Here is an 18,441-nt window from a genome sequence, read left to right as displayed (position 1 = left end):
GCACGGCGGAATCCCCCCATGCCTGCGGCCGAGCTGCCGGCCACAAGCGCGACAATGCGGCATGAACCCACTGCGCCGGTCCCCCGACCGCTCCCCCAGCCTGCGTGGCCAACTCACGCTGTGGTTCGGTGCGCTCGCGCTGGCCTGCGTGCTGGGCGTGGGTCTCTACCTCGGCCGCATCGCCACCCAGGACCTCGCTCGCTTCAGCGGAGAAATCCTGTACACCACGGCCCGCTCCGCGACCGATCTGCTCGCCACCAACCTGCGCGAGCGGGCCCTCGAAGTGGATCTGCTGCGGCAGTCGATCCTGATGACCCAGGGCGACCTGGGCAGCGAGGACATCCGCAAGGCGCTGGACCTGCGCAAGGCCGCGCACAACGAATACGCCTGGATCGGCGTCACCAGTGCCGAAGGCCGGGTCACCCAGGCCACCGGGGGCATCCTGGTAGGCGAGAAGGTGGACCACCGGGACTGGTTCCGGGAGGCCCGCAGCCGCCTGTTCGTGGGCGACGTCCACGAGGCCGTGCTGCTGGCCAAGAAGCTGCCCAACAAGCACCTGGACCAGCCCCTGCGCTTCATCGACTTCGCTGCCCCCATCATCGATTCCGGCGGGCAGCTGCGCGGCGTGATCGGCGCGCATGCGCACTGGTACTGGGTCACCGAGACGGTGGAAGCCGTGGTGGTCGACCGCACGGCCGGGCAGCAGATCGAGGTGCTGATCGCCGACAAGGCCGGCAATGTGCTGTATCCGTTCCGCCTTGCGGGGCAGCAGCAATTGCCGGCGGGCTCGAACCCGGCGCGGCGGTACGAGCGCCTGCGCTGGGCCGACGGCGCGCAGTATCTGACCAGCACCGTGGGGATGCCGGTGGTGGCGGGCAATGAACTGGGCTGGCGCATCGTCGTGCGGCAGCCGCTGGATGTGGCGCTGGCGCCGGCACGCACACTGCGCCAGCAGCTCGCCGGCCTGGGGATCGCCGCCGCCCTGCTGTGCGGCTTCGTCGCCTACCAGTTGGCCGCGCGTTTCAGCCGGCCGCTGGAGCTGCTGGCCCGCGCCGCGCGCACGATCGAACGGCGCGAAGGCGAGCCCCGGTACCCGGAGCGGACCTACACGCAGGAAGTCACCCAGTTGAACCGTTCCTTCCAGTCGATGACGGCATCGCTGCTGGAGCGCGAGCGTGAACTCTCGCGCCTCAATGCCTCGCTGGAGAACCAGGTCGAGGAGCGCACCCAGGCGCTGCACCGCGCCAACCAGGAGCTGGAGAACCTCGCCGTGCGCGATCCCCTCACCGGCCTCTACAACCGGCGCAGATTCGATGAAACGCTGCGGCACTTCATGGCGCAGTGCAACGCCACCGGCCAGCGTTTCGCACTGATGATCGTGGATGCGGACCATTTCAAGCGCGTCAACGACACCCATGGACACCAGACCGGCGATGCCGTGCTGCGCCACCTCGCAGGCGTCATCACGGGCTGTGTGCGCACCAGCGATTTCGTCGCCCGCTTCGGCGGTGAAGAATTCGTGGTGCTGCTGCCCGAACCCCGCGACCGGGAAGAAGGCCGGCTGGTGGCCGAGAAGATCCGCCTGGCGGTGGGCAAGGTGCAGTTCCCGGGCGTGGGGCTGCTCACGGTAAGCATCGGCCTCGCGTTCTGCCATGGCGGCGGCGAGCCGCTCGCGACGATCCTGGAGCGGGCCGACAAGGCGCTCTACCGCGCCAAGCAGGAAGGCCGGGACCGGGTCTGCGTGGCCGTGGCCGACGAATGACCCCCCGGGCCGGCGGCTGACGCCCCCGCGCGCCACCGGTCCCGTTCCGCGGGCCGCTATCATCCCGCGCTCCGGAAAACCCATGCACACCCCGCGCCGCTTCACGCTCTTCCTGCTGCTCGCCCTGTGGCTGAACGCCTGCCTGGGCTGGTCCTTGCATGAAGCGGAGCATCTGCGCCACGCGCTGGCACCGTCCACGCAGGCAGCGGTTCAAGAAGGCGCGGCCCTGGCAGCGCCACCGTCCGCCCCGGCGAATTCGCCCGCGGAACACAAAGGCTCCCCGGGCGGCCACGGCCTGTGCATCGGCTGCCTGGCATTCGCCCACCTGCACGGCGCTGCACCGCCGCCGGTGCCAGCCCTGCCGTGGGCCGAAGCCACGCCAGCCCTGCCGTGGGCCGAAGCCACGCCAGCCCTGGCCTGCCCTGCGGCCCGGCAAGCCCCGGACTGCGCGAGCGACGCGCCCCGCCCCTTCTCGGCCCGGGGCCCGCCGCCGGCCCGGTTCCTCTGAGCCTGCGGCAATCTGCTCTACTCTGCTCTGCTCTGAGCAGTGCCGCGCACGGCCCCGCTTCCGTTTCCCTCTCCTCCTTTTCGCCGCCCCGCGTGCTGCCCGCACGCAGGGCGGCCCGCAGGCGCGTGCGCCGCCCTGGCCTGCGGCCGGGCAGCGCACGGCCTGCCTTTTGCAAGAGTTTCTCCATGACCGTTCTTTCCCGTACCCCCGCCTTCAAGGCCCTGCCCCTCGCGGTGGCCGCAGCCACGCTGCTCGCGGGCGGCGCCCGTGCGCAATCCGGCGGCGACACCGCGCCGCGCAGCGAGGCCCAGTTGTCCACCATCGAGATCGTCGGCCGCACCGAGTCGGGCGCCTACCAGGCCCAGGAGGCCGCAGGCGCGAAGACCGATCTCCCGCTGCGGGAGCTGCCGCAGTCCGTGCGCGTCATCACGCGGCAGGCCATCGACGACCTCGGCGCGACGCGCCTGGACGAGGTGCTCGACTACGTCGGCGGCGTCTCGCGCCAGAACAACTTCGGCGGCCTGTGGGACAACGTCTCCATCCGCGGCCTGCCGGGCAACGAGAACACCGGTTCCGCCACCCTGCTGAACGGCTTCTCCGGCAACCGGGGGTTCAATGCCCCGCGCGACATGGCCGGCGTGGAACGCATCGAATTCCTCAAGGGGCCGGCAGCCGCGCTCTACGGCAGCAGCGAACCGGGCGGCACCCTGAACGTGGTCACCAAGCGCCCGCAGTGGAAGTCCGCCAACGCCGTGGAAGGCTATGCCGGCAGCCATGGCTACCGGCGCGCGGCGCTCGACAGCACCGGACCGCTGGGCGAGAACTTTGCCTACCGCCTCAACGTGGCCGCAGAAGACCGCGACGGCTTCCGCGACCACGTGGGATCGCAGCGGCAGGTGGTGGCGCCCGCCTTCACCTGGAAGCTGGGCAGCGGCACCGTGCTGGACTACAGCGGCGAATACCTGCGCCACCGCGCACCCCTGGACCGGGGCGTCGTCGCGGTGAACAACCAGCTCGGCGCCATACCGCGCAGCCGCTTCCTGGGAGAACCCGGCGACGGCGATGTGACCGTGGAGAACGTCACCCACCAGCTCGCGCTGCTGCACGAGTGGAATGCGCAATGGCGCAGCCGCTTCGCGGTGTCGTACCGCACGACCTCCCTGGAGGGCTTCTCCACCGAGGCCTCGGCCCTGCTCTCGGACGGCACGCTGCGGCGGCAGCGGCGCTACCGCGATTTCTCGTCGGACGACGCGGCCCTGCAGGCCGAGCTGATCGGCAACGTGCAATGGGGCGGTACGCCGCACGAACTGCTGATGGGCGTGGAAACCTACCGCTATACGCTGGATGCCCGCATGCTGCGCATCAACCCCACGGCCGCGGCGCCCTACGGCATCGACATCTTCAACCCCGTCTACGGCCAGGCGCGGCCCGTGCCAGGCCCCAACACCGATTTCAACGAACGCCAGCGCAACCTGGCCTTCTATGCGCAGGACGCCATCCAGATCGCGCCGCAGTGGCGCCTGCTGGCCGGCGCGCGCTTCGACCGCTACCGCCAGACCTACGACAACCACCGCACCGGCTCCACCGACGGCCAGGACCCCACCGCCGCCTCGCCGCGCGTGGGCGTGAGCTGGCTGCCCAACGCGCAATGGACGGTGTATGCCAACGCGGGGACGTCGTTCCGGCCCAACAGCGGCTTCACGTCCGCCGTGGGCCGTGGCGGCCTCGCGCTGGAGCCCGAGAAGGGCCGCGCGCTGGAGCTGGGCGTGAAGTGGGAAAGCGCAGACCAGCGCATGGGCGCCACGGCCGCCGTGTTCGACATCACCAAGCGCAACATGCTCACCACCGATCCGGTGGACAGCAGCTTCCAGATCACCGCCGGCAAGGTGCGCAGCCGGGGCGCGGAATTCGATCTGGCCGGGCAGCTCAGCACCCACTGGCGCCTCAACGCCAGCCTGGTCCTGAACGATGTCGAGGTGCTGCGCGACAACACGCTGGAAGTGGGCGGGCGGCTGCTCAACGTACCGCGCGTGAACGGAAGCGTGCTGGCCGTGTACGAGGATGCGCTCGCCAACGGCCAGCGCTACGGCGTGGGCGGCGGCATCACCCACGTGGGCAAGCGGCTGGGTGCGGCGCGCACGCAGGCCGAAGCCGCCGCCGGCACGCCGGCCTTCGACCTGCCCGCCTACACCACGGCCAAGCTGGTCGCCTACTGGCGCCTGACGCCCGCGGTGCGGCTCACGCTCGACGTGGACAACGTGTTCGACAAGACCTACTACACCACGTCGGTCAGCCGCCTGTGGGTCACGCCAGGCAGTGCACGGGCCGTGACGGTGGGCCTGCAGGCGCGCTTCTGATCCGCTCCGGCCAGGTCCCGCTCACTTTTCCCACCTTTACCGACGAGAGCCTCCATGACGGATTCCCCACCCACCGGCGCCCACGCCACCCGGCGCCGCGCCCTGCAAGCCCTGGCGGCCGGCGCCGCGGGAACGGTGGCACCGGGCTTGCGCGCGCAGACCGGTGCGGCGGCGGCTGCGGCCGGGCAGCGCGCACCGCTGCAGATCGTCGGCCCCTGGGAAATCAGCGGGTTGGCACCGGCCGCCAGCGGCCATGTCTTCACGCGCCTGCAGATCGCCGAAACGCTGGTGGACGCCGATGACGACGGCACGCTGCTGCCGGGCCTGGCGCAGCGGTTCGGGGTCTCCGCCGATGGGCGCACCTGGCGCTTCGCCCTCCGGCCGGGCGCGCGCTTCCACGACGGCACCGCCGTGCAGGCGAGCGCCGTGGTGCGGTGCCTGGAGGATGCGCGCAAGCCCCCGTCGCTGCTCAGCGCCGCGCCCATCCAGGCCATCGACGCGGAAGACGACGCCACCGTGCGCGTGCGGCTGTCCACGCCCCATGCCGCGCTGCCCGCGCTGCTGGCCCACAGCAGCACGCTGGTGCTGGCGCCGTCCAGCTACGGCGCCGACGGTTCGGTGCGGTCCATCGTCGGCAGCGGCCCGTACCGGATCACCACGCTTGCGGCGCCGCAGCGGGTCGAGACCGCGGCCTTCGACGGCCATGGCGGGCCGATTCCCGCCGTCGGGCGCGTGGCCTATCTGGCGGCCGGGCGATCCGAGACACGCGCGCTCATGGCGGAGGCCGGGCAGGCCGACCTGGCCTACGGGCTCGACCCGGCCAGTGTCGTGCGGCTGCGCCGGCGCGCGCGCGTGCGAGTGGAGTCGGTCACGCTGCCGCGCTCGGTGGCCATCAAGATCAACGCGGGCATGCCGGCGCTGCGCGATCCGCGCGTGCGGCGCGCCCTGAGCCTGTGCATCGACCGTGCCGGCATCGCCCGCGCCCTGCTGCGCGACCCTGGCCTGGCCGCAACGCAGCTCTTTCCGCCCACCCTGCGCGCCTGGCACGCGCCCGCGATCGAACCCCTTGCGCACGATCCCGGCGCAGCGGCCCGCCTGCTGGCGGAGGCCGGCTGGCGGCGCGGCGCCGGCGGCCTGCGGGATGCACAGGGCCAACCGCTGCGGCTGTCGCTGCGCACCTTTCCCGACCGGCCCGAACTGCCGCTCATCGCCACGGCGCTCCAGACCCAGTGGCGGGAGGCGGGCATCGCCGTGCGCGTGGACGTGGGCAACTCGGGCGACATTCCGCTCGGGCACCGCGACGGCAGCCTGCAGCTCGCCCTGATCGCCCGCAACTACGCCACCACGCCCGACCCCACCAGCACGCTGGCGCAGGACTTCGGCCCCGGCGGCGGCGACTGGGGGGCCATGGACTGGTCGGACGCCCGGGTGGCGCAGGCGCTCGCCGCGCTGCTGGCCGGCGGCCTGGATGCCGGGCGCGCAGCGGCGCTGCGCCTGCAGGTGGTGCAGGCACTGCAGGCAGATCTGCCGGTGATTCCGGTCGCGTGGTACCGGCAGGCCGTGGCGGTGAGCGCGCGCCTCGATGGCGTCCACCTCGACCCGCTGGAACGCTCGTACCGGCTCACGGCGATGGGGTGGCGCGCATGACCGGCCGTACCCCCACCATCGCGGCCTCCGCGGCGCGTGGCTGGGCAGGCATCCTGCTGCGCCGCGGCCTGCAGATCGTGGCGCTCGCCCTCATCGTGGGAACACTGTGCTTCGCCATGGCCCGTTCGCTGCCCGGCGACATGGCCACGCGCATCGCCGCGGGGCGGTACGGATACGACCTCGTGTCCAACGCAGCTGCTTCGGCGGTGCGCGGCGAACTGGGCCTGGACCGGCCGGTCTGGCAGGCCCTGCTCTCCTGGTGGGGCGACATCGCCCGGCTGGACCTGGGCACCTCGTTCGTCAGCGGCGATCCGGTCTGGCAGGAGATTGCCCACCAGCTCGGCGCCACGGTCGATCTGTCGGTCGCCGCGCTGCTGATCGCCATGGCGCTGGGGTTGCCGCTGGGCATCTGGTCGGGGCTGCATCCGGGCGGCCGCGTGGACCGCACGGCCGCGGCCCTGGCCGTGCTGCTGCGGGCCACTCCGCCCTTCCTGCTTGCCGTGCTGCTGATGCTGGCCGTGGCCGTGCACCTGGGCATGCTTCCCGTGGCAGGCGACGCGCATGCCGGCAGCCTGCTGCTGCCTGCGCTCACGCTGGGCCTGGGGCTCGCAGCCGGGCTGGCACGTGTGGCCGGCGCGGCCATGCGGCAGGCCGCCGCATCGCCATCGCTGGTCTTCGCGCGCGCCAAGGGCCTCACCGACCGGCAGGCGCTGTGGCGCCACGGCCTGCCGCAGGCGGCGCTGCCGGTCGTGGCCTACCTGGGTGTGCAGAGCGTGTTCCTGGTCGAAGGGGCCGTGGTGGTGGAGACGCTCTTCGCCTGGCCCGGCATCGGCCATGCGCTCGTGCACGCCGTGTTCGGCCGCGACGTGCCCATGGTCCAGGGCGCCGCACTCTGCATGGGCCTGCTCTTCGTTATGTTCAACCTGCTGGTGGATGCAGCCTGTGTGGCCATCGATCCCCGGCGCCGCACGGATACCAGCGCATGACCGCCTCCTCCCGCACGCGCCGCCGCGCCGGCCTCGCGATCCTCGGCCTGCTGGCGGTTTTCGCAGCGCTGGGGCCGGCCCTGGTGGGCACGGACCCCGCGCAGCAGGCCCTGGACCGGAGCCTGCTGCCCCCCGGCAGCACGCACTGGCTGGGCACCGATCTGTTCGGGCGCAGCACGCTCGCCCGGCTCGCCCATGCCGCGCAGCTCTCGCTGGGGCTGGCGCTGGTGGCATCGTTCAGCGCCGCCGTGCCCGGCGTCTTGCTCGGAGTGGCCGCCAGTTGGCGGGGCGGCACGGCCGAGCGGTGCCTCGTGCTGCTGGCCGATGCAGTGCTGGCCGTGCCCGGCCTGCTGCTGGTGCTGCTCTTCGCCGCGCTGGCCCCCGGCCGGCACTGGGCGCTCTACGTGGGCCTGTCGCTCTCGCTGTGGGTGGAGTATTTCCGCGTGGGCCGCGCCGCCAGCCGCCCCGTGCTGGCCGGCGATGCCGTCCAGGCCTCGCGGCTGCTGGGGTTCGGGCCCGTGTACGTGCTTCGCCGGCATGTGCTCCCGGCGCTGTCTCCCGTGCTGTCCACGCTGTTGCCTTTCAGTGCCGCACAGGCCGTGCTCGCACTCGCCGCGCTGGGTTTCATCGGCGTCGGCATCCAGCCGCCCACGGCCGAGCTGGGGCTGATGATGACCGAGGCACTGCCCCACTACGAAGAAGCCCCGTGGCTGATGGCCGCCCCCGTCGGGCTGCTGATGCTGCTGGTGCTGGGCATGGCCCTGGTGGCCGGAACGGGAGAGCGCGCATGAAACCCACGCAGCCCTCACGCCCTGGCAGCGCGCCGCACTGTGATGGGGTACTGCCATGAGTTCCGGCACACCGCTTCTCCAGGTGGACGATCTGGGCGTGCATGCCGGCCGCACGGCCTTGCTGCAAGGCATCTCGTTCGCGCTCCGCCCCGGAGAGGCCCTGTGCCTCGTCGGCGAAAGCGGCGCGGGCAAGTCGCTGCTGGCCCAGGCGGTGATGGGGCAGTTGCCACCCGCATTGCACGCATCGGGACGGATCGCCATCGATGGGCAGGGCAGCGCGGCCGCCCAAGGCAGCGCGCGGCGTCCGGTCTGGGGGCGCACGCTCGCGCTGCTGCCGCAGGAACCCATGCAGGCACTCAGCCCCCTCATGCGGATCGCTCCGCAACTCGCCGAAGTGCATGCGCTGGTGCGCGGAAGCCCCGCCGACGGCGCCCGGGCCGCCGCCCAGGCACAGCTGCAGGCCGTGGGCCTGGGCGCCGCCGCAGGGCAGCATGCATGGCAGCTCTCGGGGGGCATGGCGCAGCGCGCCGCGGGGGTGATCGCCTTGGCCGGTGGCGCGCGCATCCTGCTGGCGGACGAGCCCACCAAGGGCCTCGATGCCTTCTGGCGCGGACAGGCGATCGACGGCCTCAAGGAACTGCTGGCGGGCGGCGGCTGCGCCGTCGTCATCACGCACGACCTGGACCTGGCCCGCAGCCTGAACGGCGCGGTGATGGTGCTCCAGTCGGGCCAGGCCGTGGAAACCGGCCGCGCGCAGGAGGTGCTGGCCACGCCGCAGCACGCGTTCACGCGGCAGTTGCTGGCGGCGGACCCCTCGGCCTGGCCGCGCATGGCAGCACCGGCCGCGGGCGATACGGTGCTGCGCGCCACGGGGCTGGGCAAGGCCTTCGGCCACCAGACGCTGTTCCGCGGCGTGGACCTCGACCTGCGCCGGGGCGAGCGCACCGTGGTGCAGGGCGAGAGCGGCTCGGGCAAGAGCACGCTGGGCAACGTGCTGCTGGGGCTGCTCAAGGCCGACCAGGGCGAGGTGCGGCACGCCCCGTCGCTCGCGCCCACCGCGCTGCAGAAGCTCTACCAGGACCCGGCAGGCGCGTTTCCGCCCCAGGTGGACGTGGGTACCGCCCTGCGCGACGTGGCCCGGCGCTACGGCCATCCCTGGACCGTGCTGCAGGAGCGCCTGCACCGCCTCGGCCTGGACGCATCGCTGCTGCGCCGCAGGCCGGGCGAGGTGTCGGGCGGCGAACTGCAGCGCCTGGCACTGGCGCGCACGCTCATGGCCCGGCCCGCGCTGCTGTTCGCGGACGAGCCCACCTCGCGGCTGGACCCGCTCACGCAGCGCCACACCCTCGCGCTGCTGGCAGAGGTGATGAAGGAGACCGGGGCCTGCCTGCTGCTGGTCACGCACGACGACGCGCTGGCCCGAGCGGTCGGCACGCGCACGCTGCGGCTGCGCGGCGGCCTGCTGGAAGCCCTGGAGCACGCTCCCGGATGACACCCTGGGTAAGCGGCGTCCCACGCGCCGCAGGGCGGCTGCGCGCCAGCATAGGCACGGGCCTGTCCGCCATCGGGGCGGGCGGGCCCTGCAACGACCGATTGCCGCCATGCCCTCCTCCCCTTCCCCGGCCGCGCCCGCGCGTCCACGTCCACCCAGCCAGGCCCGCATCCAGGCGGCGCTGAAAAAGTCTTTTGGCCTGCGCGCCTTGCGCGCCGGGCAGCGCGAGGTCATCGACCGCGTGCTCCGCGGCGAGAACACGCTGGCCATCATGCCCACCGGCGCAGGCAAGTCGCTGTGCTACCAATTGCCCGCGCTGTTGCTGCAGGGCCGCACCGTCGTGGTCTCGCCGCTCATCGCGCTCATGCGCGACCAGTGCGATGCGCTGCGCGACCGAGGCGTGGCGGCCGTGCAACTCCACAGCGCGCTGGACGCCGAGGAAACCCGCGCGGCGGAGGCGGCCGTCGCGGACGGCAGCGCCCGCATCGTGCTCACCACGCCCGAACGGCTGTCCGACCCCGCCTTCCAGGCGCTGCTGGAGGCCGGCGGCCGCGTTGCGCTGCTGGCCGTGGACGAGGCGCATTGCATTTCGCAGTGGGGCCACGATTTCCGGCCGGCGTTCCTCGACATCGCGCAGGCCCTCCCGCGGCTGGGCAAACCGCCCGTGCTCGCACTCACCGCCACCGCGGCGGGCGCCGTGGCGCAGGACATCCGGCGCCAGCTCGGCATCCCCGCCGCCGGCGTGGTGGACACCGGCACCTTCCGGCCCAACCTGCATTACCGCGCCGAGCAGCTCGCGAGCGAGGCCGAGAAAAACGACCGCCTGCTGCGCACCGTGAAAGAGACGGCAGGCACCGGCATCGTCTATGCCGCCACCGTGAAGGCCGCCGAAGCCGCCCACGCGCTGCTGGCGGGTGCCGGCGAATCGGTGGGCCTCTACCACGGCCGCCTGCCGGCCGCCGAACGCGGGGACGCTCAGGACCGATTCATGCGCGGAGACCTCCGCGTGATGGTGGCCACCAATGCCTTCGGCCTGGGCATCGACAAGCAGGACGTCCGCTTCGTGGTGCACTACCAGATGCCCGGCGGCCTGGATGCCTACTACCAGGAATCCGGCCGCGCGGGCCGCGACGGGGAGCCGGCCGAATGCACGCTGCTGTTCCTGCGCAAGGACAAGGCGGTGCAGCAATTCTTCCTGGCCGGCCGCTACCCCACGACGGACGACCTGGACGCGCTCTACACCGCGCTGCAGTCGCCTCCACCGGGCGCGCACACGGCCTGGGACATGGACCTGCTGCACCAGTGGCTCGACCGGCCCCGCGCCAAGCTGCAGGTCGCGATGGGCCTGCTGCGGCGCCGCCGCATCGTCACCCAGAAGGCCGATGGCGGGCTGTCGCTGCGGCGCCCGGGCATGGACGGCGCGGCGCTGGCCGCCCTGCTGGAAGACTATGCCCAGAAACGCACGCAGGACCAGGACGCGCTGGAACGCATGGTGTTCTACGCACAAAGCGGCCGCTGCCGCTGGGAAGTGCTGCTGGACTATTTCGGCCATGCGCGCCAGGACGAGCGCTGCGGTACCTGCGACAACTGCCTGCGCATCGCCGCGCTGGATGCGCAGTCGGCGCAGCCAGCGGAACCCGCTGCAGCACCCTCCACCCGCCAGCAGCCTTCCTCACCGGTTGCGCCTCCCGGCCCGAGGCCCGGCTCCCCGGCCATCGTGGTCGCAGGCGGCGCCGCGCCCGCGCGGGCGCTTCCCCACCTGGCCTTCGCGCTGGGCATGCCGGTGCGCGTGAAACGGTATGGCGTAGGCACCGTGCGCGCCATCGAGTCGCAGTCCATCACCGTGGCCTTCGCCGACGGCAGCGAACGCTGCTTCCACCCGGAGTTCGTGAAAAAGGCGCGCCGCCGGGCAGCCGCTCCAGCAGCGAACGATCCGGCCCTGCTGCCGCTGCAGGCCAACCCCCTGGACACCGTGGAACTGCGCAGCGCCTGATCGCTCTGCATGCCGCATGCAAGAAGGCCCGCGGATCCGCGGGCCTTCTTGCTTTCCACCCTGCCTGCACGGCGCAGGCGTCGGCAGCCGATGCCGGTCAGGGGTGCGCGGCCACGAATCTCCGCGTGGCATAGAGCCCCACAGGGGTCCAGTGCTCGGAGGGCGACATCGCGTGCACCAGGGCATCGAACTGCGCCGCGGCATCCAGCGTGCGCAGCCGGTCCTTGAAGGCGACCAGGTCCGAATCGAGCACGTCTTCCGTGCCCGCCGGTCCGGCGTCTTCACGCCGCGCGCGATGCAGCGCGCGGAAAGTGGGCCGGCGGCGGGCTTCGTTGGCGGCAGCGGGCTCGAAATACGCCTGGCCGTCGGCGCTCGCCTCCGCACCGCGGATCCAGTCGTGGATCACCTGCAGTTCATAAGGGGAGAACACGCCGAACATCTCCGCGCGCGGCCCCTGCAGCAAGCCCCAGAAGCGGCTCTCGGCCACGGGGCGGCCCGGGCGGATCCAGTTGGCCTGCACGAGCGCCTCCAGGAACGCATCCATCCGCTCGGGCTCGGACAGCCACGCGTTCACGCTGCGCCCCGCCACGCGGCAGTAGTCCGAGTGCATGCCCTGGCCAGCGCCGCACTTGCCCTGGAAGATGCGCACCACTTCGGCCGCGATGTCGAAATCGGCGATCACGCGCGCCGTGCCGAGCCCCGCATCGCCCAGGCGCGCCCCTTCGCGCACCCGGTGCCAGAACGCGTCGGCATCCCCATGGCGCGGCAGCAGCTGCAGCACGGCATCGCAAGCCTGCCGGGCATGGCCCGTATCGGCGTTGTCCACGGTCACGTGCAGCGTGAAGTAGTAGGGATCGATGCCGAGTTCGTTGAGTTCGTAGGCCGTGATCAGCAGGTGCAGCGGCAGTTGCTCATAACCCAGGTTGAAGCCGATGACCTCGGGCAGGAAGTCCTCGGCATTCCAGGCCAGTGCGAGTTGCACCGCGCCCTGCTCGTGCAGCGCGTCCGGCAGCGCCGGGCCCTGGACCAGACCATAACGGGCCATGAGCTGGCGGTACAGCACCACGTGGTTCTTGTCGGGTGCGCCATCGCCCAGCTCCTCCAGGTAGGTGCGCACCAGTTCTTCGAGCCGGGGGTTGCGCGCGTGCCGCAGCAGGCCGTAGAGCCAGCTGCCATCCACCAGCTTGGTGGGAGCGACCGCGCGCAGGAAATAGAGCGCGTGCGCGCGGTTGGTGAAGTAGCGCCGGCCGGCGCCTTCGCGCCGGGCGGCGAGGTATTCCTCGTACTGCGCGGCCACGGCCGCATGGTTGCGCGCCATCCAGGCGTGCAGCTCGTTCGGATCCTCGGGCAATGTGGCGCCCGGCAGGTCGCCACGTGCGAGCGTGTCGCGCAGCAGGGCCGCGCCACGCTCGCGCGCTTCGGGCGTCGGGTCGGGCTGGTGCAGCGCGGTATGCAGGGACTGGAACGGGCCTTCCTGGAGTACCGGCCGCGACGCGGGTGCGCCGCTGCGCTGTGCGTTGAAGTCATCGGATGAATAGGCAGGCAGTGTGGAAGTTCGCATGGCAGGCACCGGAAAACAGATGCCTTCATGGTCACTGAGCGCCCTCCGCAGCTCCATCGGTGGTCCGCCCTGATGCCGGTCGGTCGGCTCCTACGGTCTCATCCGTGGCGCGCGGCGCACTGCCGCGCTGCGGTCTTCAGGCCGCGGCGCTGCCGCGCGGAGCCCATCCGCAGGCGCCGTTGCCGACGGCCGGGCCACCAGTCCGCGCGGCCTCGCTCATGCGTGCCGCAGCCGGCAGGGCAGCGCCATTCCTGGCCGCCAGCACCTCGGCCAGCACGCTCACCGCGATCTCCGGCGGAGTGCGGCTGCCGATGGCCAGGCCGATCGGCCCACGCAGCCTGGCCAGCGCGGCATCGCCGATGCCGAAATGCTCCTGCAGCCGCTGCCGGCGCGCGGCCGTGGTGGCGGCGGAGCCGATCGCTCCCACGTAGAAAGCATCGCTCTGCAAGGCCTCCAGCAACGCGAGGTCGTCCAGCTTGGGGTCGTGCGTGAGGGCGATGGCGCAGGTGCGTGCGTCCATGCCCATCGCCAGCACCGCATCGTCCGGCATGGCGGTCACCAACTCCACGCCGGGCAGGTGCCAGCCCTTGCGGTGCTCTTCGCGCGGGTCGCACACCGTCACCGCGAAACCGCACGGCAACGCCATCGCCGCGAGCGAACGGGCCAGCGCGCCGGCACCGATCAGCAGCATCCGGCAGGACGGGCCGAGCCGCTGCGCCACCGCATCGCCGCGGTCCACCAGCGCGGGCGCGGCATCGGCGGCAGATTGCCCGTCCGTGGACAGCGTCACCATGCCATCGGCGCAGCGCACATGCCGCCACACCACCCGGCGCTCCTGCAGCCATTGCGCGAGGCGGTGCAGCGCGTGCGGGTCGGGGTCGTATTCGAGCAGCAACTCCAGCGTTCCGCCGCAGGGCAGTCCGAAGCGGTGGGCCTCTTCGGCATCCATGCCGTAGCGCACGCGCTCGGGCGGCCGCCCCGCCCAGCCGCCGGAATCCTCCAGGCAGCGCCGCAACAGATCGTCTTCGATGCAGCCCCCGGACACCGAGCCTTCGATGCAGCCATCGTCCCGCAGCGCCATCCACGATCCCACCGGCCGTGGCGACGATCCCCAAGTGCGCAGCACCGTCGCCAGCACCGCATGGCGCCCCGCGGCGCGCCAGGCCTGCAGCGCCTGCGCCACCTGCAGTTCGGGCGATGCGGAGAGTGCGGCGCCTGCGATCACGACGGTTCGCCCATGGCCTGATGCGCCACCGCTGGCGGCACGTGTTCCATGGCCTGGGCAGGTGCATCGGGGGCGGGCCGCATGACCTTGTCGGGCGTCATCGGCGTGGAGCGCACGCGCCGGCCGGTGGCGTGGAAGATCGCGTTGCACACGGCCGCGGCCACGCCCACGATGCCGATCTCGCCCACGCCCTTGGCCCCCAGGCGGCTCACGATGCGGTCGTCCTCCTGCACGAAGATCACGTCGATGGGCGGCGTGTCGGCGTTGGAGGCGATGTGGTACTCGGCATAGTTGTGGTTCATGAAGCGGCCCAGGGCATGGTCGGTCTGCGTCTCTTCGTGCAGGGCCTGGCTGATGCCCCACACCACGCCGCCGGTGATTTGGCTGTGCGCCGTCTTGGCGCTCAGGATGCGGCCCGCCGCGATGGCGCTCACCACGCGGGTGACGCGCACGGTGCCCAGCTCTTCGTCCACCTTCACCTCGCAGAAAACGGCCGAGTGCGTGGCGCGCACGTATTTCTTCTGTTTCGGCACGTTGGGAAGCAGCAGGTGGCGCACCTCCACCTGCGAGCGCCCCTGGGCGGCCAGGATGTCGGCCAGCGCGATGCCGCGCTCCTGCGGCGGCGCGCCGCGGCGGCGCATGCGCCCGTCCACGAACTCCACATCCCGCAGCAGCGTGCGCTCGAAGCCCGAGCCGCGCGTGCGCCGGGCCAGCGCCCACAGCAGGCGCTGCAGCTTCTCGCAGGCACCTTCCACGGCCGACCCCACCGTCGCCACGTGCGAGGAACCCCCCTCGATGGGTGCCATCGGCAGTGTGGAATCGCCCAGGCGGAAGGTCACGCGCTCCAGCGGCAGGCCCATGGCCTCGGCGGCGATCATCGACATGACGGTGTACGTGCCGGTGCCGATGTCCGAGGCCGCGCTGCTCACTTCCAGGTGGCCGTCGGCGCGGAGGACCGCGCGCACCTTGGCGAACATCTGCATCGCATCCCAGGTGCCGGTGGCCATGCCCCAGCCCACGAGTTCCCGGCCTTCGCGCATGGAGCGCGGCGCCAGCGGCCGGCCGTCCCAGCCGAACCGCGCGGCGCCCAGGCCATAGCAGGCGCGCAGTTCCTTGGTGGAGAACGGCAAGTCCTGCGAGGCGTCGCGTTCGGCGTAGTTCTTGAGGCGGAGCGCGAGCGGGTCCATGCGCAGCGCATGGGCCAGCTCGTCCATGGCCACCTCCAGCGCATGCACGCCGTGCGCAGCGCCCGGCGCGCGCATGTCCATGGGGGTGTACTGGTCCAGGGGCACCAGGCGGTAGCCCAGCCGCACGTTGTCACAGCGGTAGAGCTGGCCCGACCAGTTCACCACCACTTCGACGTAATCCTCCATGCGCGAGGTTTCGGCGACGGCCTCGTGCACCACGGCGCGCAGCGTGCCGTCGCGCTCGGCCGCGAGCTTCACGCGCTGCCAGGTCTCGGGCCGGTGGCCGAAGGTGAACATCTGCTGGCGCGTGAGCACCACGCGCACCGAGCGCTGCAGGTGCAGCGCGGCCATCACCGCCAGCACCAGCTGGTACTGCGGCCGCAGCCCCGATCCGAACGCGCCGCCCACGAACGGGTTGCGCACCGTGACCTCGTCCTCGGCCAGACCGAACACGCGCGAGACCAGCCAGCGGCTGTTCTGCGGGCTCTGGGTCTTGTCGTAGATGGTCAGGTGCCCGTCGGCACCGCGCAGCACGGTGGAGGCGTGCATCTCCATGGGGTTGTGGTGCTCCACGCCGCTGTAGTACTCGGCCTCGATCTTCACCGGGGCGCGCGCGAAGGCGGCATCGGCATCGCCGCGCGGCTTCGGCGGCGGCGAGTAGCCGGCCTTCAGGCGGCTGGGCTCGCGCGCGCGGCCCAGGTGGCGCAGCAGGTGCGTTTCGTGCCGCTCCACCTCGTAGTCGATCTCCACCAGGGAGGCCGCGCAGCGCGCCGCCTCGAAGGTGCAGGCCACCACCAGCGCCACGGGCTGGCCGCTGTAGCGCACCACGCCGTCCAGCAGCGGCTTGAAGGGCGAACCGCCGGGGGCCGTCATGTCCTTGTAGAACAGGTCCATGGAGCGGACCTTGGGGCGGTTGTCGTGCGTGATGATGTCCAGCACGCCCGGCACCGCGCGGGCCCGGTCCAGCTTCATGCGCAGGATGCGGCCCTTCGCGATGCTGCTGTTGACCACCACGCCATAGGCGAGGTCGTCGGCCGGGTGTTCCGCGGCGTAACGCGCCTGCCCCGTCACCTTGAGGCGGCCATCCACGCGCGAGACGGGCATGCCCAGCTTGACCGGGCCGGTGCCCGGCGCGGCACGGGGTTGCTGGCCCTCGGGGGCGTGGTCCGCCACTTCGTTCGGTATCGATGCGTTCATGGCGCGATGTCCTGTGCATGGCCGGCGCCCAATTCGCCGGTCTGGGTGAGTTCTCCGTCGCGCGCCATCTCCAGCGCCCGCACGATGGCCCGCCGGGCCAGTTCGATCTTGAAGCGGTTGTCGCCCGGGCCGCCCGGTGCGCCGTGGCCGCGGGCGCCCTGCAGGAGCCGCTGCGCGGCCTCGCCGAAAGCCTGCGCCGTGGCTTCGCGGCCCGCGAGCAGCGCCTCGGCCGCGGGATCGCGCCACGGCTTGTGGGCCACGCCGCCCAGTGCGATGCGCGCCGTGCGGATGCGGCCTTGTTCGTCCAAGTCCAGCGCGGCTGCCACCGACACCAGCGCGAACGCATACGAGGCACGGTCGCGCAGCTTGAGGTAGGCGCTGTGCCGCGCGAAGCCCTGCGCGGGCAGTTCGATGTGCATGATGAGTTCGTCGCAGGCCAGCGTGGTGTCGCGGTCGGGCTCGCCGCCGGGCAGGCGGTGCAGGTCGGCGAATGCGATGTCCCGCTCCCCGACCGGCGAGCGCACGCGCACCACGGCCTCCAGCGCGGCCAGCGCCACGCACATGTCGGACGGGTGCGTGGCGATGCAGTGGTCGCTCGTGCCCAGGATGGCGAGCTGCCGCGCGAGCCCGTCGCGCGCGGGGCAGCCCGTGCCGGGCTCGCGCTTGTTGCAGGGCACGGCCACGTCGTAGAAGTAGTGGCAGCGCGTGCGCTGCAGCAGGTTGCCGCCGTTGGTGGCCATGTTGCGGATCTGCGGGGAGGCACCGGCCAGAATGGCCGCCGCCAGCACCGGGTAGCGCTCCAGCACGAGCGGGTGCTTCGCCGTGGCGGCATTGCGCGCGGTGGCGCCCAGCCGCAGCCCGCCGCCCTCGATGGCCTCGATGCCGGACAGCGGCAACCGCCCCACGTCGACCACGCGGCGCGGCCGCATCACGTTTTCCTTCATCAGGTCGATGAGGTTGGTGCCGCCCGCGATGAACTTGGCCGGCAGCGCGCGCTCGCTGGGGTGGTGCAGCGGCGACTGCGGCATCGCCGCGGTGGCTTCCTCCGCATCGCGGGCCGGCAGGTAGTCGAAGCCCCTCATGCGAGCGCCTCCCCTGCCGGTGCCGCCGGCACCGCAGCCTGCGCGCCGCGGCCGGCAGACGGCTGCGGGCCCCGCAGCGGCACGCCCGCCACTTCGGCCACGGCCTGCACGATCTGCGGGTAGGCCCCGCAACGGCAGAGGTTGCCGCTCATGCGCTCGCGGATGTCGTCGGCCGTGCACACGCCGCCTTCGTTCAGCAGGCCCACGGCCGAGCACAGCTGGCCCGGCGTGCAATAGCCGCACTGGAAGGCGTCGTGGTCGATGAAGGCCTGCTGCAGGGGGTGCAGCGCGCCGCCCTCCGCGGCGCCGCTGCCGCACAGCGCGGGCAGCCCTTCCACCGTGGTGATGTGCGCGCCGTCGTGCATGACGGCGAGCGTGAGGCAGGCATTGATGCGCTGCCCGTCCACGAGCACCGTGCAGGCGCCGCACTGACCGTGGTCGCAGCCTTTCTTGGTGCCCGTGAGGCCGAGCAGTTCGCGCAGCATGTCGAGCAGCGTCACCCAGCTGGGCAGGTCGAGGTGCTGTGCCGTGCCATTCACGTGCAGCTGCACGGCATGGGTCGACACGGCGGATTCGGCCGGTCCGCTGGCGCGGGCGACCGACGTGGGGTGGCTGGATTGCATCTGGCTTCCTTCACTGCCGGGGGAACGGCA

13 protein-coding genes are annotated in these 18,441 nt (G+C 72.2%); 8 read left to right on the top strand and 5 right to left on the bottom strand.

Annotated elements, in window-relative coordinates:
- Positions 1-61 precede the first annotated feature (61 nt).
- The 8 genes from BM144_RS03335 (at position 62) to BM144_RS03300 (ending at position 11,536) form a co-directional block, all read left to right on the top strand.
- Entirely contained in the window at positions 62-1,762 is a 1,701-nt protein-coding gene (locus BM144_RS03335) for a sensor domain-containing diguanylate cyclase (protein WP_092949823.1), read from the top strand.
- Between the two features lie 82 nt (positions 1,763-1,844).
- Positions 1,845-2,270: a hypothetical protein gene (locus BM144_RS03330; protein ID WP_092949821.1), complete on the top strand. Its 426-nt coding sequence runs from the start codon at positions 1,845-1,847 to the stop codon at positions 2,268-2,270.
- Positions 2,271-2,455: 185 nt separating this feature from the next.
- Positions 2,456-4,627 (top strand): TonB-dependent siderophore receptor, encoded by a 2,172-nt coding sequence (locus tag BM144_RS03325; protein ID WP_092949819.1) that lies wholly within the window; start codon positions 2,456-2,458, stop codon positions 4,625-4,627.
- Between the two features lie 54 nt (positions 4,628-4,681).
- Complete coding sequence (locus BM144_RS03320; protein ID WP_092949817.1) at positions 4,682-6,274, top strand: ABC transporter substrate-binding protein; 1,593 nt, start codon at positions 4,682-4,684, stop codon at positions 6,272-6,274.
- Positions 6,271-7,260 carry an ABC transporter permease gene (locus BM144_RS03315; RefSeq protein WP_092950105.1) on the top strand — a complete coding sequence of 330 codons (990 nt, stop codon included), beginning with the start codon at positions 6,271-6,273 and terminating at the stop codon, positions 7,258-7,260. Before BM144_RS03320 ends, BM144_RS03315 begins: the two co-directional genes overlap by 4 nt.
- Positions 7,257-8,051 (top strand): ABC transporter permease, encoded by a 795-nt coding sequence (locus BM144_RS03310; protein WP_092949814.1) that lies wholly within the window; start codon positions 7,257-7,259, stop codon positions 8,049-8,051. The genes BM144_RS03315 and BM144_RS03310 overlap by 4 nt, the downstream gene beginning before the upstream one ends.
- Before the next feature lie 55 nt (positions 8,052-8,106).
- Positions 8,107-9,543 (top strand): ABC transporter ATP-binding protein, encoded by a 1,437-nt coding sequence (locus tag BM144_RS03305; protein ID WP_092949812.1) that lies wholly within the window; start codon positions 8,107-8,109, stop codon positions 9,541-9,543.
- A gap of 109 nt (positions 9,544-9,652) precedes the next feature.
- On the top strand, positions 9,653-11,536 hold the full coding sequence (locus BM144_RS03300; RefSeq protein WP_092949810.1) for a RecQ family ATP-dependent DNA helicase: 1,884 nt from the start codon (positions 9,653-9,655) through the stop codon (positions 11,534-11,536).
- Positions 11,537-11,633: 97 nt separating this feature from the next.
- On the opposite strand, the gene BM144_RS03295 is transcribed toward BM144_RS03300, so the two are convergent.
- From BM144_RS03295 to BM144_RS03275, 5 genes are all read right to left on the bottom strand, one after another.
- Positions 11,634-13,097, bottom strand: coding sequence for an iron-containing redox enzyme family protein (locus BM144_RS03295; protein WP_092949808.1), 1,464 nt, complete (start codon positions 13,095-13,097; stop codon positions 11,634-11,636).
- A 136-nt stretch (positions 13,098-13,233) separates the two neighbouring features.
- A complete protein-coding gene (locus tag BM144_RS03290) occupies positions 13,234-14,322 on the bottom strand; it encodes an XdhC family protein (protein WP_245783511.1) in 1,089 nt (362 codons plus the stop codon).
- Positions 14,319-16,706, bottom strand: coding sequence for a xanthine dehydrogenase family protein molybdopterin-binding subunit (locus tag BM144_RS03285; RefSeq protein WP_092949806.1), 2,388 nt, complete (start codon positions 16,704-16,706; stop codon positions 14,319-14,321). Before BM144_RS03285 ends, BM144_RS03290 begins: the two co-directional genes overlap by 4 nt.
- Positions 16,703-17,788: an FAD binding domain-containing protein gene (locus BM144_RS03280; protein WP_092949804.1), complete on the bottom strand. Its 1,086-nt coding sequence runs from the start codon at positions 17,786-17,788 to the stop codon at positions 16,703-16,705. The genes BM144_RS03285 and BM144_RS03280 overlap by 4 nt, the downstream gene beginning before the upstream one ends.
- Positions 17,785-18,411 (bottom strand): (2Fe-2S)-binding protein, encoded by a 627-nt coding sequence (locus BM144_RS03275; protein WP_092949802.1) that lies wholly within the window; start codon positions 18,409-18,411, stop codon positions 17,785-17,787. The genes BM144_RS03280 and BM144_RS03275 overlap by 4 nt, the downstream gene beginning before the upstream one ends.
- Positions 18,412-18,441: the final 30 nt, after the last annotated feature.

The organism is Paracidovorax konjaci, from assembly GCF_900112675.1.
In the GTDB taxonomy this organism is placed as follows: Bacteria; Pseudomonadota; Gammaproteobacteria; order Burkholderiales; family Burkholderiaceae_C; genus Paracidovorax; species Paracidovorax konjaci.
Note: the sequence above shows the minus strand (reverse complement) of the source record. Positions and strands in the feature narration are given on the sequence as shown.